Source organism: Nocardiopsis ansamitocini (assembly GCF_030268225.1).
GTDB classification, from domain to species: Bacteria; Actinomycetota; Actinomycetes; order Streptosporangiales; family Streptosporangiaceae; genus Nocardiopsis_D; species Nocardiopsis_D ansamitocini.
This window is the reverse complement of the sequence record NZ_BSQG01000004.1, coordinates 124,514-147,214: the sequence shown is the minus strand read 5'-3', so window position 1 is coordinate 147,214 and position 22,701 is coordinate 124,514. Positions and strand designations below refer to the sequence as shown.

At 68.0% G+C, this 22,701-nt stretch carries 24 protein-coding genes; 8 read left to right on the top strand and 16 right to left on the bottom strand.

The annotated features are described in order from the left end of the window. Nucleotides 1-133: 133 nt before the first annotated feature. Together QSJ59_RS13060 and QSJ59_RS13055 are read right to left on the bottom strand one after the other, a co-directional pair. Nucleotides 134-385, bottom strand: coding sequence for a hypothetical protein (locus QSJ59_RS13060; protein ID WP_285759794.1), 252 nt, complete (start codon nt 383-385; stop codon nt 134-136). Further along, nucleotides 382-789 (bottom strand): YciI family protein, encoded by a 408-nt coding sequence (locus QSJ59_RS13055; RefSeq protein ID WP_285760152.1) that lies wholly within the window; start codon nt 787-789, stop codon nt 382-384. Before QSJ59_RS13055 ends, QSJ59_RS13060 begins: the two co-directional genes overlap by 4 nt. A 526-nt stretch (nt 790-1,315) precedes the next feature. Between QSJ59_RS13055 and QSJ59_RS13050 the strand changes: the two genes are divergently transcribed. The 3 genes from QSJ59_RS13050 (at nt 1,316) to QSJ59_RS13040 (ending at nt 4,641) form a co-directional block, all read left to right on the top strand. Beyond that, on the top strand, nt 1,316-2,764 hold the full coding sequence (locus QSJ59_RS13050) for a glycosyltransferase family protein (protein ID WP_285759793.1): 1,449 nt from the start codon (nt 1,316-1,318) through the stop codon (nt 2,762-2,764). A 251-nt stretch (nt 2,765-3,015) separates the two neighbouring features. Beyond that, on the top strand, nt 3,016-3,984 hold the full coding sequence (locus tag QSJ59_RS13045; protein WP_285759792.1) for a phosphotransferase: 969 nt from the start codon (nt 3,016-3,018) through the stop codon (nt 3,982-3,984). Nucleotides 3,985-4,068: 84 nt separating this feature from the next. After that, nucleotides 4,069-4,641 (top strand): DUF4240 domain-containing protein, encoded by a 573-nt coding sequence (locus QSJ59_RS13040; protein ID WP_285759791.1) that lies wholly within the window; start codon nt 4,069-4,071, stop codon nt 4,639-4,641. A 95-nt stretch (nt 4,642-4,736) separates the two neighbouring features. Here the strand turns inward: QSJ59_RS13040 and QSJ59_RS13035 are convergent, their stop codons facing one another. Then, on the bottom strand, nt 4,737-5,369 hold the full coding sequence (locus QSJ59_RS13035; protein WP_285759790.1) for an FMN-dependent NADH-azoreductase: 633 nt from the start codon (nt 5,367-5,369) through the stop codon (nt 4,737-4,739). Between the two features lie 132 nt (nt 5,370-5,501). On the opposite strand from QSJ59_RS13035, the gene QSJ59_RS13030 reads away from it, so the two are divergent. After that, nucleotides 5,502-6,116 (top strand): TetR/AcrR family transcriptional regulator, encoded by a 615-nt coding sequence (locus tag QSJ59_RS13030; RefSeq protein ID WP_285759789.1) that lies wholly within the window; start codon nt 5,502-5,504, stop codon nt 6,114-6,116. Between the two features lie 138 nt (nt 6,117-6,254). Continuing rightward, nucleotides 6,255-7,055, top strand: coding sequence for an SDR family oxidoreductase (locus QSJ59_RS13025; protein WP_285759788.1), 801 nt, complete (start codon nt 6,255-6,257; stop codon nt 7,053-7,055). A 164-nt stretch (nt 7,056-7,219) separates the two neighbouring features. Here QSJ59_RS13025 and QSJ59_RS13020 read toward each other — a convergent pair whose 3' ends face one another. After that, nucleotides 7,220-8,053, bottom strand: coding sequence for an alpha/beta fold hydrolase (locus QSJ59_RS13020; RefSeq protein WP_285759787.1), 834 nt, complete (start codon nt 8,051-8,053; stop codon nt 7,220-7,222). A gap of 91 nt (nt 8,054-8,144) precedes the next feature. Between QSJ59_RS13020 and QSJ59_RS13015 the strand changes: the two genes are divergently transcribed. After that, nucleotides 8,145-8,720 (top strand): TetR/AcrR family transcriptional regulator, encoded by a 576-nt coding sequence (locus QSJ59_RS13015; protein ID WP_285759786.1) that lies wholly within the window; start codon nt 8,145-8,147, stop codon nt 8,718-8,720. A gap of 128 nt (nt 8,721-8,848) precedes the next feature. Further along, nucleotides 8,849-11,098 carry an APC family permease gene (locus tag QSJ59_RS13010; protein WP_285759785.1) on the top strand — a complete coding sequence of 750 codons (2,250 nt, stop codon included), beginning with the start codon at nt 8,849-8,851 and terminating at the stop codon, nt 11,096-11,098. A 15-nt stretch (nt 11,099-11,113) separates the two neighbouring features. Here the strand turns inward: QSJ59_RS13010 and QSJ59_RS13005 are convergent, their stop codons facing one another. The 8 genes from QSJ59_RS13005 to QSJ59_RS12970 form a co-directional block, all read right to left on the bottom strand. Further along, entirely contained in the window at nt 11,114-11,962 is an 849-nt protein-coding gene (locus QSJ59_RS13005) for a pentapeptide repeat-containing protein (RefSeq protein WP_285759783.1), read from the bottom strand. A 194-nt stretch (nt 11,963-12,156) separates the two neighbouring features. Next, on the bottom strand, nt 12,157-13,083 hold the full coding sequence (locus tag QSJ59_RS13000) for an SDR family oxidoreductase (protein ID WP_285759781.1): 927 nt from the start codon (nt 13,081-13,083) through the stop codon (nt 12,157-12,159). 126 nt (nt 13,084-13,209) lie between these two features. Further along, on the bottom strand, nt 13,210-13,728 hold the full coding sequence (locus QSJ59_RS12995) for a GNAT family N-acetyltransferase (RefSeq protein WP_285759779.1): 519 nt from the start codon (nt 13,726-13,728) through the stop codon (nt 13,210-13,212). Nucleotides 13,729-13,787: 59 nt separating this feature from the next. Then, nucleotides 13,788-14,381 (bottom strand): helix-turn-helix domain-containing protein, encoded by a 594-nt coding sequence (locus QSJ59_RS12990; RefSeq protein ID WP_285759777.1) that lies wholly within the window; start codon nt 14,379-14,381, stop codon nt 13,788-13,790. 368 nt (nt 14,382-14,749) lie between these two features. Then, nucleotides 14,750-16,420, bottom strand: a complete 1,671-nt coding sequence (locus QSJ59_RS12985) for an ABC-F family ATP-binding cassette domain-containing protein (protein WP_285759776.1) — start codon at nt 16,418-16,420, stop codon at nt 14,750-14,752. A gap of 363 nt (nt 16,421-16,783) precedes the next feature. Then, nucleotides 16,784-17,590, bottom strand: a complete 807-nt coding sequence (gene aac(3) / locus QSJ59_RS12980) for an aminoglycoside 3-N-acetyltransferase (RefSeq protein WP_285759775.1) — start codon at nt 17,588-17,590, stop codon at nt 16,784-16,786. 79 nt (nt 17,591-17,669) lie between these two features. Then, nucleotides 17,670-18,041, bottom strand: coding sequence for a DUF4180 domain-containing protein (locus QSJ59_RS12975; RefSeq protein WP_285759773.1), 372 nt, complete (start codon nt 18,039-18,041; stop codon nt 17,670-17,672). Between the two features lie 187 nt (nt 18,042-18,228). Further along, a complete protein-coding gene (locus QSJ59_RS12970) occupies nt 18,229-18,666 on the bottom strand; it encodes a helix-turn-helix domain-containing protein (RefSeq protein WP_285759772.1) in 438 nt (145 codons plus the stop codon). 483 nt (nt 18,667-19,149) lie between these two features. Between QSJ59_RS12970 and QSJ59_RS12965 the strand changes: the two genes are divergently transcribed. After that, the gene (locus tag QSJ59_RS12965) at nt 19,150-19,575 is read left to right on the top strand and encodes a DNA-binding protein (protein ID WP_285759770.1); all 426 of its coding nucleotides are present in this window, start codon (nt 19,150-19,152) and stop codon (nt 19,573-19,575) included. Between the two features lie 51 nt (nt 19,576-19,626). On the opposite strand, the gene crcB is transcribed toward QSJ59_RS12965, so the two are convergent. From crcB to QSJ59_RS12945, 4 genes are all read right to left on the bottom strand, one after another. After that, nucleotides 19,627-19,989: a fluoride efflux transporter CrcB gene (gene crcB / locus QSJ59_RS12960; protein WP_285760151.1), complete on the bottom strand. Its 363-nt coding sequence runs from the start codon at nt 19,987-19,989 to the stop codon at nt 19,627-19,629. 55 nt (nt 19,990-20,044) lie between these two features. Next, nucleotides 20,045-20,530 carry a fluoride efflux transporter FluC gene (locus QSJ59_RS12955; RefSeq protein ID WP_285759768.1) on the bottom strand — a complete coding sequence of 162 codons (486 nt, stop codon included), beginning with the start codon at nt 20,528-20,530 and terminating at the stop codon, nt 20,045-20,047. Nucleotides 20,531-20,776: 246 nt separating this feature from the next. Then, entirely contained in the window at nt 20,777-21,256 is a 480-nt protein-coding gene (rnhA, locus tag QSJ59_RS12950) for a ribonuclease HI (RefSeq protein WP_285759765.1), read from the bottom strand. A 119-nt stretch (nt 21,257-21,375) separates the two neighbouring features. Next, nucleotides 21,376-22,683, bottom strand: a complete 1,308-nt coding sequence (locus QSJ59_RS12945; RefSeq protein ID WP_285759764.1) for an ABC transporter substrate-binding protein — start codon at nt 22,681-22,683, stop codon at nt 21,376-21,378. Between the last annotated feature and the right edge of the window lie 18 nt (nt 22,684-22,701).

Below are 22,701 nucleotides of genomic sequence, written 5' to 3'. Positions count from 1 at the left end.
CCTTGGCACGTTCTCTTACGACATTCTCGGCGCCAGGGCGCCGTGGCCACGAGGTACGCCAGGATCGCTGTGTGCTGCGGTGCTGGTCGCAGCCCTCACCGAGCGGCTTCGACCAGCACGGGTCCGAAATGTTCTAGCCCTCGATATCGAACGCTGTTCCGTACAGCCGGTCCACCGTCAACCGGATGACCACACGGCGCTCGGCAACCATCTGTTCCAGGAACGCATCTTCGTCCTCGGGCTTGGCGGCCCTCGAAAGGGTACCGAGCAGTTCCCGCCCCACCTCGTCGCCAGGTCTCGTCGTGATCTCGGAGACCTCGGCCCCGCGACGGACGAGAACACCGATCACCGTGGGCACCAGCTCCCGGAGCAGCGACTCGTTCACTCGGTGGCCGTGGGCCGCTCGGAGTAGAACGGTCGCACCTCGAGCCACTCGTGGATCGGCTTCCCACCCGCGCCCGGGGCCGCGGACAGCTCGCCGGCCAGTTCGAGTGCGCGCTCGTAGGTGTCGACGTCGATCACCATCCAGCCGGCGATCAGGTCCTTGGTCTCCGCGAACGGGCCGTCGGTGACCGGCGGCCGGCCCTCACCGTCGTAGCGGACAAACGTGCCCTCCGGCGAGAGCGCCTGGCTGTCGACGAACTCGCCGGTGCCCTCCAGTCGAGCGGCGAAGTCGCGCATGTACTGGATGTGGGCCGAGACCTCCTCCGGCTCCCACTGGTCCATCGGCACGTCGTTGACCGGTGCCGGCGCGCCCCGGTAGTGCTTGAGCAGCAGGTACTTGGCCATCATGTCCTCCTCGGTGAGATACGGCCCATTGTGGCCGTGTTCTCTCCTGGGGACGGAGCCGCGCGCGGGTTCTCGACATCCCATCGCGAAATTTTTTGACGGACTTCAAAGACCGCACTCAACTGTTGCCGGACCACACCGCCCGGCAGGGCGACCCCGCGCGGCAGGGCCTCCGCCTGCTCCGGCGCACGGGCGTGGTGGCTCTCCGCGCCGACCTGAACTCGGAGTCGACGCGCAACGAGTCCACGGACCAGCGGCACGGGGGACGTTGAGAGCTTTCCTGGTTTCGTAAACGCCTTTTAGGCAAAACCAGCTCCTGCGCCGACCGCCTCCGAAAGGATCGGACCATGTCCGCCCACGCCCCCTTCGGCCGGCGCTGCGCGTCGTCGGCGGACATGTGCGCTGCTGGCCGTCGCCTGACCCCGGCGACCGCGGTCACGGCGCTCGGCCCATCGACCCGACCCGTGGTGTTCGTGACCGTTCGAAGGGCCGCAATCGTGGTGGGCCCGGTGAGAAAGGTGAAACGTTGGTCAAGCTCGCGCTGGTGTGCGGGGACGGGCTCCCCGTCAGTGGTCTGCTCACCGTCTTTCGCAATGTCGTGGCCCGTTTTCACGGGAAACCGTCCCCGGCAGAACCCATCCCGGCCGACCTCGGCTACTCGTGGCGTCCCGACAAGCCCGCGTTCTTTCCCAACGGCACCGAACCGGACTGCTACCCTCCTTGGCTCGACGTCAGCACGACCCTTCCCTGCGCGGGACCGGAACTGGCCGATGAACTCCTCGACGTACGACGCCTGGTCGCCCGGGCGGACGATCTGGACCCCGGCGAGAAAGCACGGCTCCGTCAGCGCATCGAGGCTCTGGCTGCTCCCTACGAGACGTACTTCTCCGAGTGGCTCGACGAACACGACACGGACTGGGTGGTGGCCGTCAACATGACCCTGACCGACGCGGTTCCGGTGACCCTTGCCCTTCACCGGGCCGCGGCGCGGCGCTGGGGCGGCGGACGGCCCGGTGGAGTCCTCTTCTGGGACCACGACCTGTTCGGCAGCTACGCCGTGCACGAGGGCGACGAACGGGTCTATCCCCCGGCCCCCAACGAATTCACCCCGTTGCCCGGCCGACACGACGCACACCGTTGGGCGGTGGTGTCGGAGGCACTGCGGGTCGAGGCTTCCGGATATCCCACCCCGCTGGAACCCGTCACGGTCCCCAACGTGCTGCCCGCAGCTCCCTCCGAGGTGTTGGAGGACCGGCACGAGGAGTTCCTGGAGCAGATCGGCGCCGTACCGGGACAGCCGCTGCTCCTGGTCCCCGTCCGTGTCTTCAGGGTCAAAGGGGTGGAGATCTCGATACGGCTCTTCTCCCGCATACGGGAGGTGAGCAGGGAGCAAGGGCGATCGGAGCCTCTCCTGCTGGTCTTCGGTGATCTCGGTGAGGACCCGGACTACACGAAGGAGGTGCTCGACGAGGCCCTGCACGAGGACGTTCTGGACCACGTGAGGTTCTTGGACGGGGTGCCGCTCCAGAGCTACCGGGGAGCGGACCGCCTCTGGCACCTCGACGAGGTCGACCTTCTGCGGGTGGGTGCCGCCACCGGTGGCGGGGTGCTCTTCACACCGAACCGCCCGGACGTGGAGAGTGTCGGGCTGGGGCCCGCGCTCGCGACCGTCGCGGGTATCCCCAGTGCGGTCGGTGACTTCAACGCCTTCTGCGATATCTACGGTGACGCGTTCCTGTGCGCCCGTCTCCACGGGGAGGGCGACCTGAGGGGGACGGCCGAGAAGATGCTCGAACTCATGCGTGCCCGGGCCGACGACGAACGGTGGTTCGCCGAGGCCATGCGGAAGAACCTCGGCCGGCTCGATTCCCATTTCCCCGTCGAACCGTGGCGAAGGCTCTGGGATGAGCTGACCGCCGTGACGGTCGGGACGGACACGATGGACCCGGCATCAAAGGACCAGCCCCGGAAATGAGTACGGCCCCGCCCGAACCGGGCGGGGCCGTACAACGGCAACGGGTCATTACCCCCTGTTCGGGCGGTTTCCTCCGCCACGTCCAGCAGATCCGTGTGGCCCGGCCACACCGGGTGCGGGGTTCCCCGCCTCCCCAGTGGATACGCGGGTCCGGCGTCGTCGTCGAGGAGGAAGGCGGGGTGAGGAACATCGGAACAGGATTGGGGGCCGAACGACTCCTGGCAGCCCGATCCCGCTGAAATGATGGAGCCATGACCACGTTCCTGACACCACAACAGCTCGCCGACCGGACCTCCGCCGCGGTCGGCGCGGCCGTCGCGGCAGGGCGCGAGCTCGGCCTGACCGTTACCGATCCCACGGTGCTGCACGACGTCTTCTCCGTCGTCGTCCACCTGGCGCCCTCTCCGGTCGTGGCCCGGATTCCCACCGTCTTGCCGCACCCGGAGGACCTGGTCGCCCTCGCACGCCGCCAACAGGACGAGCTGGACGTGACACGTTGGCTCGCCGGTCAGGGGGTTCCCGTGATCGCGCCCAGTCCGCTCGTGCCGCAAAAACCCGTGCAACGCGACGGTTTCTCGATGACGTTCTGGCCGTTCGTCCAGGAGGACCGGGACAGGAAACCCGATTACGTGGCGAACGCCGAGAGCGTCGCCGATCTGCACGCGGCAATGCGCGCCTACCCCGGCCCCCTGGAGTTTCTGTCTGCGGCCGATCCACAGTTCATCGCGGAAAGCCTTGCCCGGCTCGACCGACACCGTGCCCTGATCGGAACGGCCGAGCTGGACCGCGCCCGCCGCGAGTGGCAGATCCTGGAACCACTCGTGCGCTCGCGCGCGGCCTTCGAGGCCCGGTTCCCGGGTGTGGGGCTCCAGCCCGTCCACGGCGACTCCCCGCCCGCCAACATCTTCTCCGGGGTGGACGGGGACCTCTACGCCGACTTCGAACTGGTCACGCTGGGGCCCGTCGAATGGGACCTCGCCGCTCTCGGATCCGAGCACGAATCCGCCTACAACCGCGGCGCGCGGCGCAACGGCACGAGACCGCTCGACGAGGAGGCCCTGGGTTTCGTCAACGCCCTGGGTATGCTGCGGGTCGTCGCCACCCTCACGCTTGTCCCGCAGCTGCCCGAGCTGATGGAGTACCTCAGGCCAGCCGTCGACCAGTGGCAGACGATGCCCTTCGCAGGCGGCCTGCGCATCGACGAGACATTCGACGGGTAGACCAACGATCGGCTCATCGACCCGTTGGTGAGGACGGGCAACCTGTGGACGGCAGGCGGACCGGCCCTCCCTAGGATTGCCGGCATGCACATCGACATGTGGTGGGATCTCATCGAGACCGCGCGTGCCGGCGTCGGCGACCGGGCGGACGACCGTAATCTGCCGGACGACCCGCTGCCGGCGGCGCTGGCCGACGTGCTGGCCGCGCTGACGCCGGCGGAGATCATCGACTTCTCCCTCACGAGGATCGAGGTGAGCGACTCCGCGCTTCGGTATCCGCTGCAAAACGCTGCTTATCTGATTGAGGGCGGCTGCGGGGACGACGGTTTCATGGATTTCCGCGACGGGTTGATCCTTCTCGGACGCGACACCTTCACCAAGGCTGTCGCCGACCCCGACACTCTGGCCGACCTTCCCGTGGTCATCCGGATGAGCCGTGGCGAAAGCGCGTGGATCGGATACGAGTCCCTGAGCAGTCTCGTCGGGAAGACGTATGCGAAGGGGAAAGGGGTGACCGAGTCCCTCACCACGGTGACCGAGAGAGCGGTGCGGGAAATGACGCGGCCGCAACGGCCGACCGGGGTGAACTGGGACCCCGAGGACGACGCGGAGACGTCGCGTCGTCTTCCCCGGCTCGCAGCCCTTTTCCTGGACTGAGATCGGCAGGCTGGGGGAAGTGGCCGGCACGGGCGGTCTGGAGAGCGACCGGTGGGGGCGACGCCGCGGGCGGGTGTGCCGCCCCCACCAGGGGTTCAGTTTCCGGCGAGGACCCGGCCGGCGTCGCGTGCGGCGGCCAGGGCGTGGGAGTGCTGCTGCTCGGCGAGGTCCTTCAGGCCCTCCATGCCCGGTGTGGTCGCGGCCAGGGTGAGTTCGCGCTTGATGACCGTGAGGTCGGCCTGCCAGATGTCGCCGACGACGCGCTCGAGGTAGGGGGTGGAGTGGTCCCAGCCCTCGCGCGGGGTTCCGGGGCCGTAACCGCCGCCGAGAGTGGTGACCAGCACGGTGGGCGTGCCCTTCAGCAGCGGGTTGGTGGGTCCTCCGCCCGCGATCACCAGGTCGACCCATGCCTTGAAGTGCTGGGAGACGCCGTAGTTGTACAGCGGCACAGCCAGGATCGCGGCGTCGGCGTCCTGCAGTTCGGCGGCCAGGTCGGCCACCAGGGCGAGTGCATCGCGCTGGACCTGGGTGCGGTCGTCCTCGGGGGTGGAACCGGCCGTGGTGGCGAGTGCCCAGGCGTCGGAGGGCAGCGGGTCGGCCCCCAGGTTGCGACGGATCACGCTGCCCTCGGGGTGCGCGGACGTCCATTCGGCCTCGGCGCGGTCGGCGATCTCGGCGCTGGCGGAGGCGGTCGGGAAAATGCTGGTGTCCAGTCGGAACAGGTTCATAGGTCTCACTTCTCCAAGGATGTGCAGCTCTGCGGCATGCGGCATGACTACGGGCCGGACGATTGACCGGTGCCACACCCCAGCATAAACGGACTTTACCCCGCTTAGCATCTCCGGGGGTAGGTTGTCCCTGTGAATACGCCTGTAGTGCCCTTCGGGAAGCCGCGTGGTGAGCGTGCGGACGCGGTGCGCAATCGTGAGCGCCTGCTGGAGACGGCCCGCGCGATGATCACGGAGCACGGACCGGGGAAGGTCACCATGGACGGCCTTGCCGAGCGCGCCGAGCTGGGAAAAGGGACCGTCTTCCGCCGTTTCGGCAGCCGCGCAGGAATCTTCCGGGCCCTGCTCGACGACGACGAGCGTCGGTTCCAGGAACAGGTGCTGTCCGGGCCGCCGCCCTTGGGCCCGGGTGCCGACGCCGAGCAACGCCTGATCGCCTACGGTCGCGCCCGGATCCCTTTCCTCCTGGACCACCACGCGATTGCCAGAGCGGCCATGGACCACACCCAGCCGGCCTCGGAGGACGGGGTCGGCATGACCCAGCCCCACATCCGTATGCTGCTCGGCCAGGCCGGACTGCTCGTCCCCCTGCCCCTGTTGGACAGTCTCGCCGTCCAGCTCACCGCGGCCCTGGAAGCTCCTCTGCTGCTGTACCTGTCGATGGACGAAGCCCCCGGCCCGTCGGGATCGGCCCACCTCCTGTCCGAAAGCTGGCAGGTCCTCGTCGAACGCGTCATGCGCGGCTGACCGGCCCCCGCCCCTGTCTCTTTCCCCGGTGCACGGCAAGCGTGGTCTCGCCGATCGGAGTCTTCTCGCGAGGCCCCTGAGGGCACGCCCCCGAAAAACAGTTGCCGTCCCGATCCGGGTGCCCGACGATCCTGTGTCATGACCCCTGATCAGTGCCGGCCCGTTTTCCTCCAGGACTCCACCAGGGACTCCCGACCGCTGGCGCTGGTCACCGGTGTGGGCCGCAGCGCCGGTATCGGCGCTGCCATCGCCACGCAGCTGGCGGCGTCGGGATGGGACATCGCCTTCACCTACTGGACCCCCTACGACGCGCGCATGGCATGGGGAGCGCAAGAGGGTGCCGCCGACACGATCGGGGCGGCCATCGCCGCACACGGTGCCGCCGTCGTCGCGATCGAGGCCGATCTCACCGACGTCGACTCCCCCGCCCGGATCTTCGACGATGCCGAAAGCCGGTCGACCGATGTCACCGCCCTGGTGATGTGCCACTGCGAGTCGGTCGACTCCGGCCTGCTCGACACCACAGTGGAGAGCTTCGACCGGCACTTCGCCGTCAACGCGCGCGCCACCTGGCTGTTGATCCGCGAGTATGGAAGGCGTTTTCGCGGCGCTCCCGGCAGCGGACGGATCATCGGCCTCACCAGCGACCACACCGTGCAGAACCTGCCCTACGGGGCGAGCAAGGGGGCCATGGACCGCATCACCCTGGCCGCCGCGCACGAACTCGCCCATCTCGGCGTCAGTGCCAACGTCGTCAACCCCGGCCCCGTGGACACCGGCTGGATGTCCGATCGGACGAGGACGGACTGCGTCGACCACACCCCGCTCGCCCGCCTCGGCACACCTCAGGACACCGCCCACCTGGTGGATTTCCTCTGCTCGCCGCAGGGGCAGTGGATCAATGGCCAGTTGCTGATGAGCAACGGTGGTTTCGGCTGACTCTCCCGCGGGAAACGGCGGTTCGCGTGCGCGGCTTCTCCCGGGAACCGCCGGAGGATTCGCCGTCACCGCCCCCGCAGGGCGGACGTCGGAGGCCGGGCATCGGACGTCCGCTGCGATCAGGTCCGGCGAACGGCCGGGCCCGATCGCAGCGGTGGGGCCGGCTACTCCCTCAGGAACCGCAGCAGCGCGGAGTTGACCTCCTCCGCGTGCGTCCACAGCAGTCCGTGCGGTGCCCCCTCGATCTCGACATAGGTGGCAGCGGGCAGCGCCTTGGTGAACTGGCGGCCCGTGGAGTCGATCGGCAGGATGTTGTCGGCGGTGCCGTGCACGATCAGCGCGGGAACGTCGATCGTGGGGATGTCGGAGCGGAAGTCGGTGAGCCACGTCGGCTGCGCGGCGACCGAGGCGTACGGCGAGGCTCCTGCGGCGACTGCGACGTTGGCGCGCAGCGCCTCCTCGCTGAGCCGATTGCCCAGGAAGGTGTCGGTGTTGAAGAAGTCCGCGAAGAACTGGGTGAAGAACGCGTAGCGATCTTTTGTCACCGCTGCCAGCAGTCCGTCGAAGACGTCCTGGGGAACACCGGTGGGGTTGTCGTCGGTCCTGAGCAGGTACGGCTCCAGCGACCCGAGGAAGACGGCCTTGGCGACCCGGGCCGATCCGTAGGTGCCGAGGTAACGCGCGACCTCGCCCGTCCCCATGGAGAAACCGACGAGGACGACGTCCCCGAGGTCAAGGGCCGTCAGCACCTCGTTCAGGTCGGCTGCGAAGGTGTCGTAGTCGTAGCCGACGGTCGGCTTGCTCGACTGCCCGAAGCCGCGCCGGTCGTAGGTGATGACCCGGTAGCCGGCACGCAGCAGCGCGGCGGTCTGCTTCTCCCATGAAGTACCGCTGAGCGGGTAGCCGTGGATGAGTACGACCGGCTGGCCGGTGCCGTGGTCCTCGTAGTACAGCTCGATGGGCGTGCTGTTCTCACTGCCGGCGGTGATGTACCCCATGGTGGTGGCCTCCCTTTTGTGGAGAACGATCGTTCTCTTACGCTTCTCACCCTAGAGAGCGATCGTTCTCCGCGCAAGTTAGACTCGCGGTATGGACGATGTGGAAGCCCGGCGTCGGGTGATCGAGGCGGCCGACCGGCTGTACTACGGCAACGGCATCCAGGCCGTCGGCATGGACCGGCTCCGCACCGAGTCCGGAGTCTCGCTCAAGCGCCTGTACTCACTGTTCTCCTCCAAGGAGGAGATCGTGCTCGGGGTCCTGAGCCACCGGCACCAGCTGTGGACACAAGGGCTCGAGGCGCAGGTCTCCCAGGTCGGGGCTCCCCAGGACAGGGTGCTCGCCGTCTACGACTACCTGGCCGGCTGGTTCACCGACGACACGTTCCGCGGGTGCGGGTTCATCAACGCCTTCGGGGAGATCGGCACCGCGCCGAGCATCGCCGCCGCTGTCAGGGAGCACAAGGAATCGTTCCAGCGTTTCATGGTCGGCCTGGTCGCACAGGCGGGCGGATCGGCAGAGCTCGCCGGGTACCTGGCTCTCCTGGCCGAAGGAGCCCAGACGACCGCTGCGATCGCGGGCAGCCCCGACCCGGCCCGCCAGGCACGCAGAGCCGCGCAGACACTCATCTCCGCGGAACTCGGCGACCGCACCACCGTGACGGTCTGACGAAGCCCGCCGTATTCGACCGGCCCGGCGCCGACTCAAGGGAGCCGCAGGTAACCACCAGGGAAAATACCTGCCGGCTACCGCGTGGGTACCCTCCCGCCGCTCGATCGCGGGCAACACTGAGCCCCATGGCGGACGCGCACCGACACTCCCGTGGAAGCGGCCACACCCGGGCTCCCGAACCCCCGAGCACTCCCCCGTTGCTGCCCGGACTCGACCAGGAACAGCTCCAGGTACTGCGCCTCGTCGGACGGGAATGGGGGCGGGTGGCGGGCGACCCGGCGGTATGGCGCCGGGCACTGCCCGTCAACCCGGACCTGGGCAGGTTCCCCGCCCCCGCCGAAATCCTGCCCAGCCGGTTCGAGCGGCTGGTGCGTGTCTCCGCCCTGAGCGGTCAGCCTCCGATGGAGATCACCGAGGGCACGGAAGTGCCACCGACCCGGCTGGGACGCGTCGGATACCGTGTGCGCCGAGTGATCCTCGGTGCGGCGTTGAAGAGCACCGCGATCGCCTACGAGCGGATGCGCAAACTGGTGGCGCTGCCGGTACTGTCCGCCGACGCGCTCTCCTCCGTCGCCTATGGGCCAGAAGCCATGCTCACCGTCCTCGTCCTGGCCGGTGTCGTCGGACTGGGTTATTCGCTGCCGATCGCCGTGGCGATCGTGTTCCTGATGCTGGTCGTGGGACTGTCCTACCGCCAGACGATCCGCGCCTATCCGCACGGCGGAGGCTCCTACATCGTCGCCAGCGCCAACCTGGGGCGCGTCCCGGGTCTGATCGCCGCAGCCGGCCTGATGACCGACTACATCTTGACGGTTGCCGTGTCCATTTCCGCCGGGGTCGCGGCGATCACCTCGGCGGTCCCCGCCCTGACCGGGGCCACCGTGCCGATCGGGGTCGGGGTGATCGCGGTCCTGCTCGCCGGGAACCTCCGCGGTATCCGGCAGGCCGGCGTGCTGTTCGCGGCCCCGACCTACTTCTTCGTCATCGCGATGTTCGCGCTGATCGCGGCCGGTCTCGTCGATGCGGCGGGACGCGGCTTCCAACCGGTCCCCGCCCCTCCAGTGACCCTCGTCGAGGGTGTCACGGTGCTGCTGCTGATGCGCGCCTTCTCGTCCGGGGCGACAGCCATGACCGGGATCGAGGCGATCTCCAACGCGGTGCCGGCGTTCAGACCCGTGGAGTGGCGCAACGCCCGAACGACCCTGACCTGGATGATCGCCATCCTCGTCGCGTTGTTCGCAGGAATGGTCGCCGTCATCCACCTCAGCGGAGTGGTCCCCAGCACTCAGGAGACCCTCCTGTCGCAACTGGCCCACCGCAGTTTCGGTTCGGGGTGGATGTACGTCTTCGTGCAGGCGGCCACGGCGGCCGTGCTGCTCCTGGCTGCCAACACCGCCTACAACGACTTCCCCCGGGTCCTCTCCCTGCTCGCGCGGGACGACCACGCCCCGCGCAGCTTCCTCCGGCTGGGCGACCGGCTCGCCTTCAGCAATGGGATCATCCTGCTGTCCGTGTCCGCGGCCCTGGTCTACGTGGCGTTCGACGGAAAGACCGATTCCCTGATCCCCTTGTACGCGGTCGGGGTCTTCCTCGCCTTCACGCTTTCCCAGACCGGCATGGTGGTCCACTGGTGGCGCCTGCGCAACCGTGACTGGCGCAAGCGCCTGGCCTTCAACGCCACCGGCGCCCTGTTGTCGGGGATCGTCTTCGTCACCGCGGGGATCACCAAGTTCACCTCCGGCGCATGGGTGGCCATCCTCATCGTCGGGGTGTTCGTCCTGGTGACGCTGCGAATTCGCCGCCACTACGACACCGTTGGCCGGGCCCTTCGGCTGCACTCCCACGCAATCGAACTGCCCATGCACACGATTCCCGCACACTACGGAAGCTGCGAGCCCGCGTCCTCCGTCCGGCGTGGCGCACCCGAGTCGCCCGCGCAGTGGGCGGCCCGCGAGAACGAGGAGACCCCGGAAGAGATCCACCACCTGTCGGTCGTCCCGATCGGCACAATGGATCTGGCCAGTATGCGCGCACTGGCGTATGCGGCATCGCTACAGCAACCCGTCCTCGCACTCCACGTGAGCACCAGCGAAGACGAGGCCGCACGTTTTCGGGACTACTGGGTGCTGTGGGGCGACCATCTCCCGCTGGAGGTCGTGGTCTCCCCGTATCGGGCGGTGGTCGCCCCACTGGTCAACTACATCGAGGCGCTCCACGAACAGCGTCCGGGTCTCACCGTGACCGTGATCCTTCCCGAGATCGTGGCCGTCCACTGGTGGCACCGCCTCCTGCACAGCAGGCTCGCCGCTCGGCTTCGGCGTGCGCTTCGCCCACTGCCGAAGATCGTCGTGACCACCGTGCCCTTCCACGTCTGAACGCTCCGAGCACGGTCAGCCTGTGAACCAGTGTCCCGGGCGGGCGAGTGACGGCGGAAGCATCGTGGAGGTGTCGCCTTTGGCCGCATCCACCTGGGACTGGATCAAGAAGATGCTCTCGGCGAGGTGGGCACCTCTGATGTCGGCATCCCTGAGGTCGGCGCCGGTCAGGTCGGCCATCGCCAAGTCGGCTCCTCGGAGATCGGAGCCGATAAGACAGGCACCACGCAGATTGGCGCCCGTGAGATCGCGCCCTTTGAGCTTCGCCCCGATGAGGTCGGCACCCCGGTGGTCCTTCTTCTCGCTCAGGAAGCCGGCGCGGACGCGTTCGCTCGTGCGCAGGAGCAGGGGGTTGACGTTCCTCCGATGGGCCGTCACATCGAGTTCCAGCAGTTCATCGGGGCCGCTGCGGGTCAGGTTCCGGGTCACCTCGATCTGTGCGGTGAGCTCCTCACGGAGTGGGAGGGTGGGGCACAGCGACCTCGCCTCGGTCAGGTACCACAGCAATTCGTGCAGGTCGCGCATGACCGGAAAGACCGTGAACATCTGTTTCGCGGCCTGTGGAACCCGTCGCCAGTCCTGTCCGCCGAAGGTGCCCTGGGAGACCTGTTGTCCCGCCCCGAAGCAGTCGTAAACGGTGCACCCCCGAAAACCCTTCGGGCGAAGGCGGGTGTGAACGCCGCAGCGGAAATCGGGCTGCAGGTTGGGGCACGCCTGACCGGCGTCCTTGCTGATCGCAAAGTCGACCGAAGCGGAGAAGGCCGGGGCCACGCAGCACAACGCGAAGCAGTTCGCGCAGTCGGCCTGCAACGCGTGCCGGTCTTCCACGGGAACGGGTTCTGCGTGTTCACGGTTCTCGGACACTGTGTGCGGGGCTCCTCGCAACCGATGGCCGGGGCTGTGCACAGCCGTTTTCCCAATGCACCCTGGGACGCTCCGCGCATGGTCGCATGTCCTGCGAACATGCCGGAAGCCACCACCGAACCGAGCGGTTCGATGGTGACGGGAGGCGCTGACCTGGCAAGTGTCGAGGATGAGCGTCTCGGGGCGCAAACCGTTTAACGGTATCCGGTCGCGTCGGCGGTCCGTCCGGCGTCCTGCACCTCCACGATGTAGCGCCAGGCGTCGGGGCGGCTTCCGTCGAGGTCGGTGAAGCCGTACACCTGCGCGAGCCGGCCGCTGGACAGCGATTCCCCGTTCCAGCGCGAGCGCTGCGGATCGGCCGCGAGCGCTGCCACCGCGCGCCCGACATAGCGCGGTGTCTCGGAGATGCAGAAGTGCGGTTCGCGTTCGAGGGCGTCGCGCCAGGTGTCCTCGGTGACCGTGAAGTGCTCCAGCATCATCTCCGACCGCATCCATCCCGGGGTCAGCGCGACCGCCGTGGCACCGCGCGGTCCCACCTCGTGCCCAAGGGCGAAGGCCATGCGCAGCACCGCCGCCTTGGCGATGTCGTAGAAGAACGAGACCCGGTACGTGGAGGCGTTGTACTCCGCTGTGCCGTCGGTCATCTCCACCACGAGGCCACCGGGGGTACGCAACAGCAAGGGCAGTGCGTGGTGGTTGGTGATGGCGTGCGTCTCCACCGCGAGGCGCAACAGTCGTAAGCCGTTGTCGAGGTCGTGCTCCCACACGGCACTGTCCCATTCGAAGAGTGATTCACCTCCCCAGATGTCGTTGACCAGTACGTCGAGGCGCCCCTGTTCGGTATCGATACGCTCCACCAGGGCGCGGACCTGGTCGGCCACCAGGTGGTCGGTGGGAACGGCGATTCCTGTGCCTCCCGCGGCGGTTACGAGCTCGGCGGTGTCCTCGATCGTCTCGGGGCGGTCGTACTCCGAGCGCAGGCCGCGGGTACTGCGGCCGGTCACGTAGACGGTGGCCCCGGCCGCTCCGAGTTCGACCGCGATCCCCCGTCCTGCGCCCCGCGTGGCCCCCGCGACAAGGGCGACCCTGCCCTCAAGCCTCGCTGAAACCGTTTCCTTCATGGCTGTCCGTCCTCTCCGCGAACCGGTACCGGCTACCGGCCGGAGAAATGGTGGCACCCGGTACCTGACATCTCCTGTCGGTCACCCGGAAGCGGTCTCGGGCACGCGCGTGCCACGGCGAGCAGCTCAGGGGGCGAATCGCTTGTAGTAGAAGCTGCAGTCCCGGAGGACGCCGGCCGGGTCGCGCGCGTAGTCGGGGACAAGGCCGTACCTGGTCCAGCCTGCGCTCCGGTAGAGGTACTCGGCGGGGCTGTCGGTCTGGGTGTCCAGCAGGAGGAGAGTGGTCCCGGCGCGGACGGCGGCCTGTTCGGCCGCGGTGAGAAGCGCGCGCCCCAGCCCTCCTCCGCGAGCCCGGCGGTGGACCAGAAGCTTGCTGACCTCGGCACGGTGGCGCCCGTTGGGGAGGTCGGCAGGCGCGAGGCTGACCGTGCCGTCGATTCCCTCGGCGGTACGGCAGACCCAGACGATCAGTTTCCCCTCGGCCACCGCTCGTGCCCGCGCGCGCCACCAGTCCACGGCGGACCGGTGGCAGGGCGTGAGGAAACCGACGGAAGCGCCGCTGGTCACGGCATCGGTGAGGAGGGAGGCAAGGTCCTCGACGTGATCGGGGAAGTCGTCGGCCGTCAGGCGGGTGATGGTGGGCATCGCACGGTCCTTCTACTCGGTGGCAGGCGGTGAAGGGAGGGCGGGAGGACCCACGCGGTTCACGGCAGGACGATCAGCAGGACGTACCGGACGGCTGCGGGCCCCGGGCAGTAGAAGCGCGAGCGGCCCCGGAGCCGGAACCGCAGGCAGTCTCCCGTCGCGAGGTCGTACACGTGGTCACCCGTGGTGATCCGCACCGTGCCTTCCAACACCCAGATGTGCTGTTCCAGCCCTGGTATCGGCGGTTGGTCGTAGGCGATGTCCGAGCCCGGGCGCAGGATGCCCTCGACGACCTCGCCGCGAAACCCCGACTGTGGAGGCGACACCGACCGGCGGGTGAAGCCGGACGCCTCGTCGCGCCATATCTGCTGGACGTCGGCACGCACCAACTGGGGCTGCTCCGATTCCACCTCGGCCAGGAGCTGCGACATCGTCCGCCCGTAGACCGCACACAATTTGCCCAGCATTGTTGCGGTGGGGCTGATCTGCGCGCGTTCCATTCGGGACAGGGTCGATCGGCTCACCCCGGTACGTCGAGCCAACTCCTCCAGCGACCAGGCGTGCTGTTCCCTGAGGTCGGCGAGCCTGGACGCGAGTCCGGCCTCCACCTTGTCGGGGGCGGAGGCCGGGAGGGCCGCATCGATCTCTCTCATATTCGAGAATTTATCTCAAATATGAGAGAAGCGGCTCTTGTGATCTCGACAACCACACATCACTCTCGCGCAGGATCGGCGCGCCGGCCCCACAGGTGGTGAGCAGACCTGCCGCCACCTGTGGGTCCACCGACCCCGGGCAGTCCTCGGCGGTTGCGTCGTCACGGGGACCGAAGAACATCGGTGCAGGACTTCGCACCGAGGACCGACGGGATCGGCCGCCGTGTTCTCTCTCCCCCGGCGGCCACGGGGCGAGCAGCAGCCTCCTCTTCTTGCTTGCTCGGGCTTACTCGTCCAAGGGGGTGCGTTCTCGCCTTGGACGAATAAGCCCCGACCGCTGTGAACACCGCGATGCCTGCTCCCCTCCGTCACGCACCCGACCGGCCGGTCGCCTTGTCGGGGGGCGGCCTCAGTGTGAGCCGATCCCAGGAACCGACGTCGCGTTGCAGTTGCCGGTCGTGGGTGGCGAGCACCACCGCCGCCCCGGTGGAGCCGAGCCCCTCGGTGAGCTCGTCGACGAGGGCGATCGAGAGGTGGTTCGTCGGCTCGTCGAGCAACAGGACATGCGGACGAGACGCCAGCGCCAAAGCAAGGTCGAACCTGCGCTGCTGCCCCATTGACAGCTCACGCAACGGTTTGTCGACGTCCCCGGACGAGAGCAGCCCCAGAGAGCTCAGGGAGACCGCTTCGCCCTCCCCGAGGACGCCCTTGTCGACGAGCCGGTTCATGTGGACCGAGAACACGTCGCGGGCGCGGCGCGAACCCGCCTGCGGCGACTCCTGCGTCAGCAACCGCACCCTGGCGCTACGTGCGCTGCGCACACCTCCGCCGGTCGGCTCGATTCGGCCGGCGAGGACCGACAGGAGCGTCGATTTGCCCGCTCCGTTAGCTCCGGTGACCACCAGCCGTGCCCCTGAGCCGAGGGCAACCGTGACCGGCTGCTCCAGACGCCCCTCGACGGTGACCTCGTCGGCCCTCAACAGGACCGCTCCGGGCCGCGCGGCCAGTTCCGGCATCCGGAACCGTAGTGGGGGCGGCGGCATGGTGACCGCGTGCGCCTCCAGATCGTCACGCCGACGGTGGACCGAACGGACGAGGCCGGGGGCGCGGGTCGCCCGTTGGTGTTTGCCGGTGCCCTTGTCCGGCCGCCATCCGCCGACCAGACGGTTCTGTGCCGCGGAGAGATCCTGGGCGAGGCGCACGTGTTCGGCCTGCTGCTGTTCGTACTCGGCCGCCCATCGTTCGCGCTCGGTGCGTCGGCCCTCCTGGTAGCCGGCGAACCCTCCGCCGTAGACACGGGGCCGGCCGTCGCGGCTCGGGTCGAGGTCGAGCATTGTCGTGGCCACATCCGACAGCAGGGCGCGGTCGTGGCTGACGAGCACCACGCCGTTCTCGTGCCCGCGCAGCTGATCGGTCAGAAAGTCGAGTCCGGCCGAGTCGAGGTGGTTCGTCGGCTCGTCCAGTAGCAGGAAGTCGTGCGAGGCACCCAGCAGACAGGCCAGTCGGACACGGTAGCGCTGCCCGACGGACAGCTCCGCCAACGGACGCGACCGGTCGGTGACAGCACCCAGGTTCTCAAGCGCAAGGTCGACGCGTCGGTCCGCGTCCCATGCGTTCAGAACCTCGGCGGTGCTCAGGGCGGCCGCGTATCTCTCGGCGGCCCGGGAACTCCCGTCCGCGAGGTCCTCGGCGCCGGCGTCGAGCGCGGCCAGGGCCGCGCGGACGTCGGCGAGCTCGATGTCGACCAGGTCTGCGACGGTGCGACCGTCGGTTGCCGGCATCTCCTGCTCAGCGACGCCGAGGGTGCCGATCCGCTGCACGGTTCCGGCATCAGGTTCCAGTACACCGGCGAGGATGTGGAGCAGCGTGGACTTTCCGCGGCCGTTCTCGCCCACGACTCCCCATCGGGATCGCGGCGTGACGGTCATATCGACGCCGGAAAGAACCGTGCGACCTCCACGGTCGATGTGGATGCCATTCGCGGTCAATTGCGCCCGCCCCCCAGCGGGCAGCACAAGTTTGGGATTGGGGGTGACCAATGTTCCTCCGAACAGAGCTCCGCCCGGCGCGATCGCAGCGGGGCGTGCAAGAGCTCATCGAGCCGACGAAAGACCCGGAGCGGGCCAATGCATACGTCAGGCACCCGCGGCCACCTAGTTGGCGGGGCGGGCGCTCAGGCTCGGATCAGAGGTAGAGAGGAAGGTGCACGGAGTCACGGTAACAGATTGATCAGGGGAAACACACGAGATCGGATTTTGGTCGGATCGGTGCCTCGGAGCAAGATGATTCGATGGTCCTTGGGAACGGGAAGGCGGCGTCATCCGGCCCATGGGCGCGGAAAGGAATACCGCAGGATGTCCGGTCGCCCTCGCCCGAAGACGCTGCCACCGTGTCGGTGCTCGTCAGCGGGGCCGTTTCTCGAGCCATTCAACGGCGTGGGCGATGATGTCCGCGGCGTCGACAAGCACACTGTCGGCCGAGCCCACACGGCCTTGGGCGCCGGAACCGGTCGCAAGGTAATCGCGCACGACGGTGGCGAAATAAAGATCGTCGAGGCCATCGACGACCGGACGCGAGGTATCGAACTCCTCGGCCCACCGCCAGTCCGTCCCGCCGCCGTCGGCCAGCAGCGGATACTCGATCCGCACGCGCCGTTTGCCGGGCAGGTCCGCGAGGGCTTCGGCGTGATGCAGCAGCGTCATGGTGTCCAGCGGTGCGCCGACCATGAGCACCCGGCCGCCGGCATCGACCAGACGCGACAACGGCGAACCCGGACCGTACCCGTCTTCGAGCGAATGGGCGCGCGTCAGTTCGTCGGCTCGCGCGCCCAGAACGGCGATCGACGCCCCGGGATTCGCACTGCGCCTGACACCCCGGCGTGTGCCGATCATCAGGGCGACGATCCCGTGATCGCGCGCGGGCCGAGCCGTCTGCGGGTGAAACGGCGGCACGTGTGGTCGCAACGAGTCGAGAACGCGCCCCTTGTCGTCCCACACGTCGGCGCCGAGTTCCCAATCCTGATAGGACACCACCGAACCGGTGGCACCGACGACGTCGAGCAACCCGTCGATCAGTGCGTCGGGGCCGCCCAGGACCGGACCGACCTTCCTGAACGCGGTGTGCACCATGACGGTGTCTCCAGGGGCGAGGCCGAGTTCCGCCAGATCACGGGCCAGACTCTTTCGCGTATGCGGTGGTCCGACAGTCATGGATCCACGCTAGACCACAGAACCGCCGACGAGCCCGGATCCGCCCCCGGAGCTCCGTGGAGAAGGAGCCGTCGCCCGCTCAGTCCCGTGCCAGCCGGGTCCGCAGGGCATCGATATCGGGCACGAAACAGAGCTGGCCGCCCCGATTGCTCTCGCCGACGAAGTCCCGCAGCGCGGTGCTGGAGTCGACGTACCGGGAGATGTCCCCGACGATGGCGAGCCCCATCCGGTAGTTGGCGAACTTCTGGACGATCTCCCCCGCGACGCGGGTGCGCAACTGGAAGAAGGCATCGGTGAGTCGGGCGACCGGGACGGCGACCCAGGTTGCGCCGCGCCCGAAACCGTCGCCGAGCACATCGGTTGCGGCGCGTTCGTCCCGCAGGGGAGGCCCCTCCGAGCTGCATACGAGGACGGGCTCGTCGCCGAAGTACTGGAGTGTGTCGTCGGACATGGGGTGCTGTTCCTTTCGACGCGGAGAAGGAGAAGAAGCCGGAACCCGGCTGGAACCGGTCTTTCGGGCGGGTGTACCGCGACGGAGCGGACGGCAGGTGCGGCGGGAGGCATCGTGGGGGCACCGGGACACGGCGGGATGGTTCACCGTTATGGCCCGCCCCTGCGGCGGTTGGACGGACGTCCCTTCACTCCGGTTGCTCCGTCAGGGTGCTGATGACCTTCAACAGGTCCGCTGTGGTCTCCGGGCTGCCCAGAACGATGATCTTGAGAGAGGCGCGTTCCTCGTCGTAGACGGTCTCGACCCGAAGATGATCACCGGTAGTGCCCTGCCGGCCACCGACGACGGCCATGACCGTATTGGTCAGGCGCATCGTCTCCTCGGGGCCGATCGCCTCGACCTGCACGATGCTGGACACCTCGACATGGCGCGCTTTCCGCGCGGATGTCGGTGCACGGCCCCCGACGAACACCTCCAGGTCCTCGTGGCTGATCCGGTACTGCTTGCCGACCCTGGTCGCCTTCAACCGTCCGTCCCGTACGTAGGCCCGCACAGTCCTGACATGCAGCCCCAACAGGTCCGCTACCTGGTCCGGTGAGTAGTAGAGCTGCTGCGCCACGTGCATCCGTTCTGTTCCGACCAGTTCCGCATCAGCATCTTATCTTCCTCAAACTACTTTTCAAAAAGCTTTATGCGTAACAATAGGGAGTAAAGATTTACGGTTCAGCTCCAGGATCACCATGAGCACACGCCCCGCGACCGGACCTCGTCCGCGCCTTTGCCGAGCCTCCCCTTCTCGTTCCCGTTCCCCCAGGTCACGCCGTCGTTAGGTTGCGGCCCGTGGCCATCGCCGCGATAGTCGCCGGCGATCACAGGCGATCGTGCGGGACGGGATCGCCCCCTGCTCGAACCGCTTCCGGCATCGACGTGATCGACCTGGCACGTGACGGCGGCCCGTGCCGTACGAAGTGCCAGCCGGGGAAGAGGTGCGGGACGGGCGCTGAGTCCTGCCGATACTCGGCCGCACCGAATGGTGTGCGACCGACCGGAGCATCACCATTGTGTTTATTAAGTTGACAACAGAATGTTTTCAACACATTGTTTACGCATGACTCAGGACGACGCGGAATTCACCCGACCCGACCCGGAAGAGGCCCGGCGCAACCGGGTGTACGCGGCACTCATGCGCCTCACCGAGCGGCACGCCGCAGGCGAGGACCGCGCCCGGTGGAGCGAGCGCCGGATGCCCATGCAGCCCTTCGACGCAGTACGCCGCGTCTCCGACCTCGCGGCCGGCAGCGCACTGCCCGGCGAGGACGAGCCCGCAGTGGACGCAGCCGACCTCACCGCGGCGCTGACACTTGTTCCCTGGGCCCGTGCCGAGTTCGACCAGCTGGAGGTGGGGTTGCTGGAGATGTCCCGGGGACGTGGGATGACCTGGCAGGAGATCGGGTTCGGCCTCGGCCTGGGGACCGCCCAGGCCGCCAAACAACGTCATGACCGGCTGAGCCGGCGCACCAACCAGGAGAAGTAGGGCGGAAACACTTCCCCCGGAATCCGAGCACGGGCCGGGACGCCATCGAGCTCAGCCGAAGAGAGCTCCGGCGAGGAACACAGCCACCGATGCCGCTGCCAGCCCCACCGTGATACTTGCGACCGCATTGAGTACGGCAAGTGTCCGCGCACCTTCGCGGACCAGCCGAACCGTTTCGTAGGCGAAGGTGGAATAGGTGGTCAGCGCCCCGCAGAACCCGGTGGCCGCCAACGCCATGACCTCACCGGACAACGGCAGGACCGTGAGTACCCCCAGGAGGAGGCAACCAACGGTGTTGGCGCAGAACGTGCCCCAGGGAAACAGTGATTCGTGCCGGGATTGGACCGCACGGTCGATGAGGTAACGGGCCGGTGCACCCACCGCGGCCCCCAGGACGACCATCAGGGTGGTCAGCACGGCGGCTCCCCGGTGGCCAGGACCAGCAGCGTCGGGTGGGGGACCGAGGCGCTCACCCGCGGCACCGCTTCCTTGCAGAATCAAGGGCCCGACCGGTCAACGTCGCGGACACCCACACCGCGACCAGTGCTCCGACGAGAGTGGCTCCCAGGTAGCCCAAGGCGAGATGCGGTACCCCGGCCCGGACAGTGGTGACCACGTCCAGCACAGAGGTGGAAAAAGTGGTGTAACCGCCCAGGACGCCCACTCCCCAGAACGGGCGGATCAACCTGCTGGACGGCCACAACCGGGGCAGTAGTTCCATCAGTACACCGATCAACGCACATCCGCTGACATTGACCAGCACGATCACCCATGCCACTGCGCCAGGCTCGGGTGACCATGCCTCTGCAAGGCCGTGGCGGGCCAGCGCACCCAGTGCACCTCCCCCAGCAATCACTCCCAGGATGCGCCAGGGCGCCTCGCGCATCTCCCTGCGTTGTCGGGGGACGTGGAGGTCGACATCGGGGTCCACAAAACGGCGGAACGGATCGGGCACGGGTTCTCCTACCAGCGGCACGAAAAGCGGGGCTGATAGGGACCGTTGGCGCGTCGATGACGGCGGTTGCCCCGCCTCGGCGGAGGTGGCGGGCCCCACCGCCACGGCCCGGAGGCCATCCTCATCCTAGATGCTCTCCCCCATGGTCGGGGGAAACCGGGGCACGACCGCTGAGGGCCGTTCCCCCGATCATCGGGGACCCCGATCCGTTCCTGGAGGGCACGGTCGGGCGCTGGAGTTCCCGGTTCACGCCGGCGTGGGCGCCCCGGCGCCGGCCTCGTCGCGGCCCCGGCAGGCCAGCGCGTCCGCGCGGTCGTTGCCCGGGTCACCGCTGTGGCCCTTGACCCACTTCCATTCCACCTCGAAGCGGGCTGCCGCGGTGTCGAGACGCTTCCACAGCTCCTCGTTCTTCACCGGCTTCTTGTCGGCGGTCTTCCAGCCCTTGCGCTTCCAACCGTGCACCCACTTGGTGATCCCGTCGCGCACGTAGGTGCTGTCGGTGTGCAGAACCACCGGTACCTGACGGGTGAGACTCTCCAACGCCATGATCGCGGCCATGAGCTCCATCCGGTTGTTGGTCGTCTGGGGCTCGCCACCGTAGAGCTCTTTCTCGTGGGCGCCGAACCGCAGCAGCACGCCCCACCCTCCGGGCCCCGGGTTGCCGCGGCAGGCGCCGTCAGTGTGGATGTGCACGGTTTCGCCGGCCTCCGGCTCGTTGGCTTGCATGGGGGGAATCTAGCGGAAAGACGAAGCCGTCGATGCCGCGATCGGGACGTCCCCCACGCGAAAGCCCGGTCGGCCCCCTTCTGGGAGGGGACCGACCGGGCCGGGTGAGACGAAGGTGATCAGCCGGTGGCCTGCTCGACCTCGCTCATGAAACGCTTGGCCGCCTCGGCGGGGGTGATGTTGCCGAAGTGCACGTCGTCGGTGATCCGCTTGATGATCTCCACGACCTCACCGGCGCCGATGGGCGGCGGCGGGTTGCCGTCCACGATGCCGCCCTCGATGTCGGCGAGGAAGACCGCGGTGCGCGCGTCGGCCTCGGGAAGCGCGTCCAGGACAGCGGCACGGACGTTGACGTTGGCGGGCAGTCCGCGGTCGGCCAGGATCAGCTCGGCCGCCTCGTTGTCGTTGAGCAGGAAGTCCACGAACTTCGCGGCTTCCTCCGGGTGGTCGGTCCCTGCGGAGACCGAGTAGTACATGGCGGGCTTGAAGTACATTCCGGTGCGCTCGAACTCGGTCTCGCCCGGGTAGCGCAGCAGCTGCACGTCGCGACCGGAGGTGGCACTGATGACGCCCAGCTGGTTGGACCAGAAGTGCGCCATGGCGCCCTTGTTGGTGGAGATCACCGACTGGTCGGGGCCGCCGGCCTCGATCTCGACGTTCTCCGCGGCGCTGGGCTGCCCCCCGCCGTCCTGGAGCTGCACCGAGTAGTCGAACCATTTCTCCAGCGTGGCCTCGCTGAAGCCGAGGCTGCCGTCCTCGTTGTAGAGGGACTCGCCGTTCTGGCGGGCGAAGATCGCGAACCCGGACTCGTTGTAGCCCATGCTCTGCGTACCGAAGATCTCGTTGTCGCTCTTCTCAGAGATCTCGTTGGCGATCTGGATGTAGTCGTCCCAGGTCCAGGTGGAGTCGTCGGGCATCTCCACGCCGGCTTCCTCGAACGCCTGGGGGTCGGCCAGGATCGCGTAGGCGTTGACGCCGGTGGCGATGCCGTAGCGGTTGCCGTCCAGATCGCCGGAGTCGACGACCAGTTCGTCGATGGAGGACATGTCGATGTCGAGCTCGTTGAGGTCGAGCAGTGCACCCCGGTCGGCGTACTCGCGCAGGTAGCGCTCTTCCTGGGTGATGATGTCGGGGGCGTCGTTGGCCGCCGTGCCGGTGGCCAGCTTGTCCCAGTAGGAGCCCCAGTCGGTGTAGTCCGGGGTGATGGTGATGCCCGGGTTCTGGGCCTCGAAGCGGTCGATGACCTGTTGAGTCGTGGAGTGGCGATCGTCGGCGCCCCACCAGGAGAACCGCAGTTCGACGTTGCCGTCGTCTCCGCCACCGCTACCGCACGCGGTGGCGGCCATGGTCACCGCGGCGATCGCGGCCGACAGCTTGAGCACGCTGGAGTTGCGCAGGGGGCGCCCGCTGCCGGGTTCTGCTCTCATGTCCGGTTCCCTTCGACT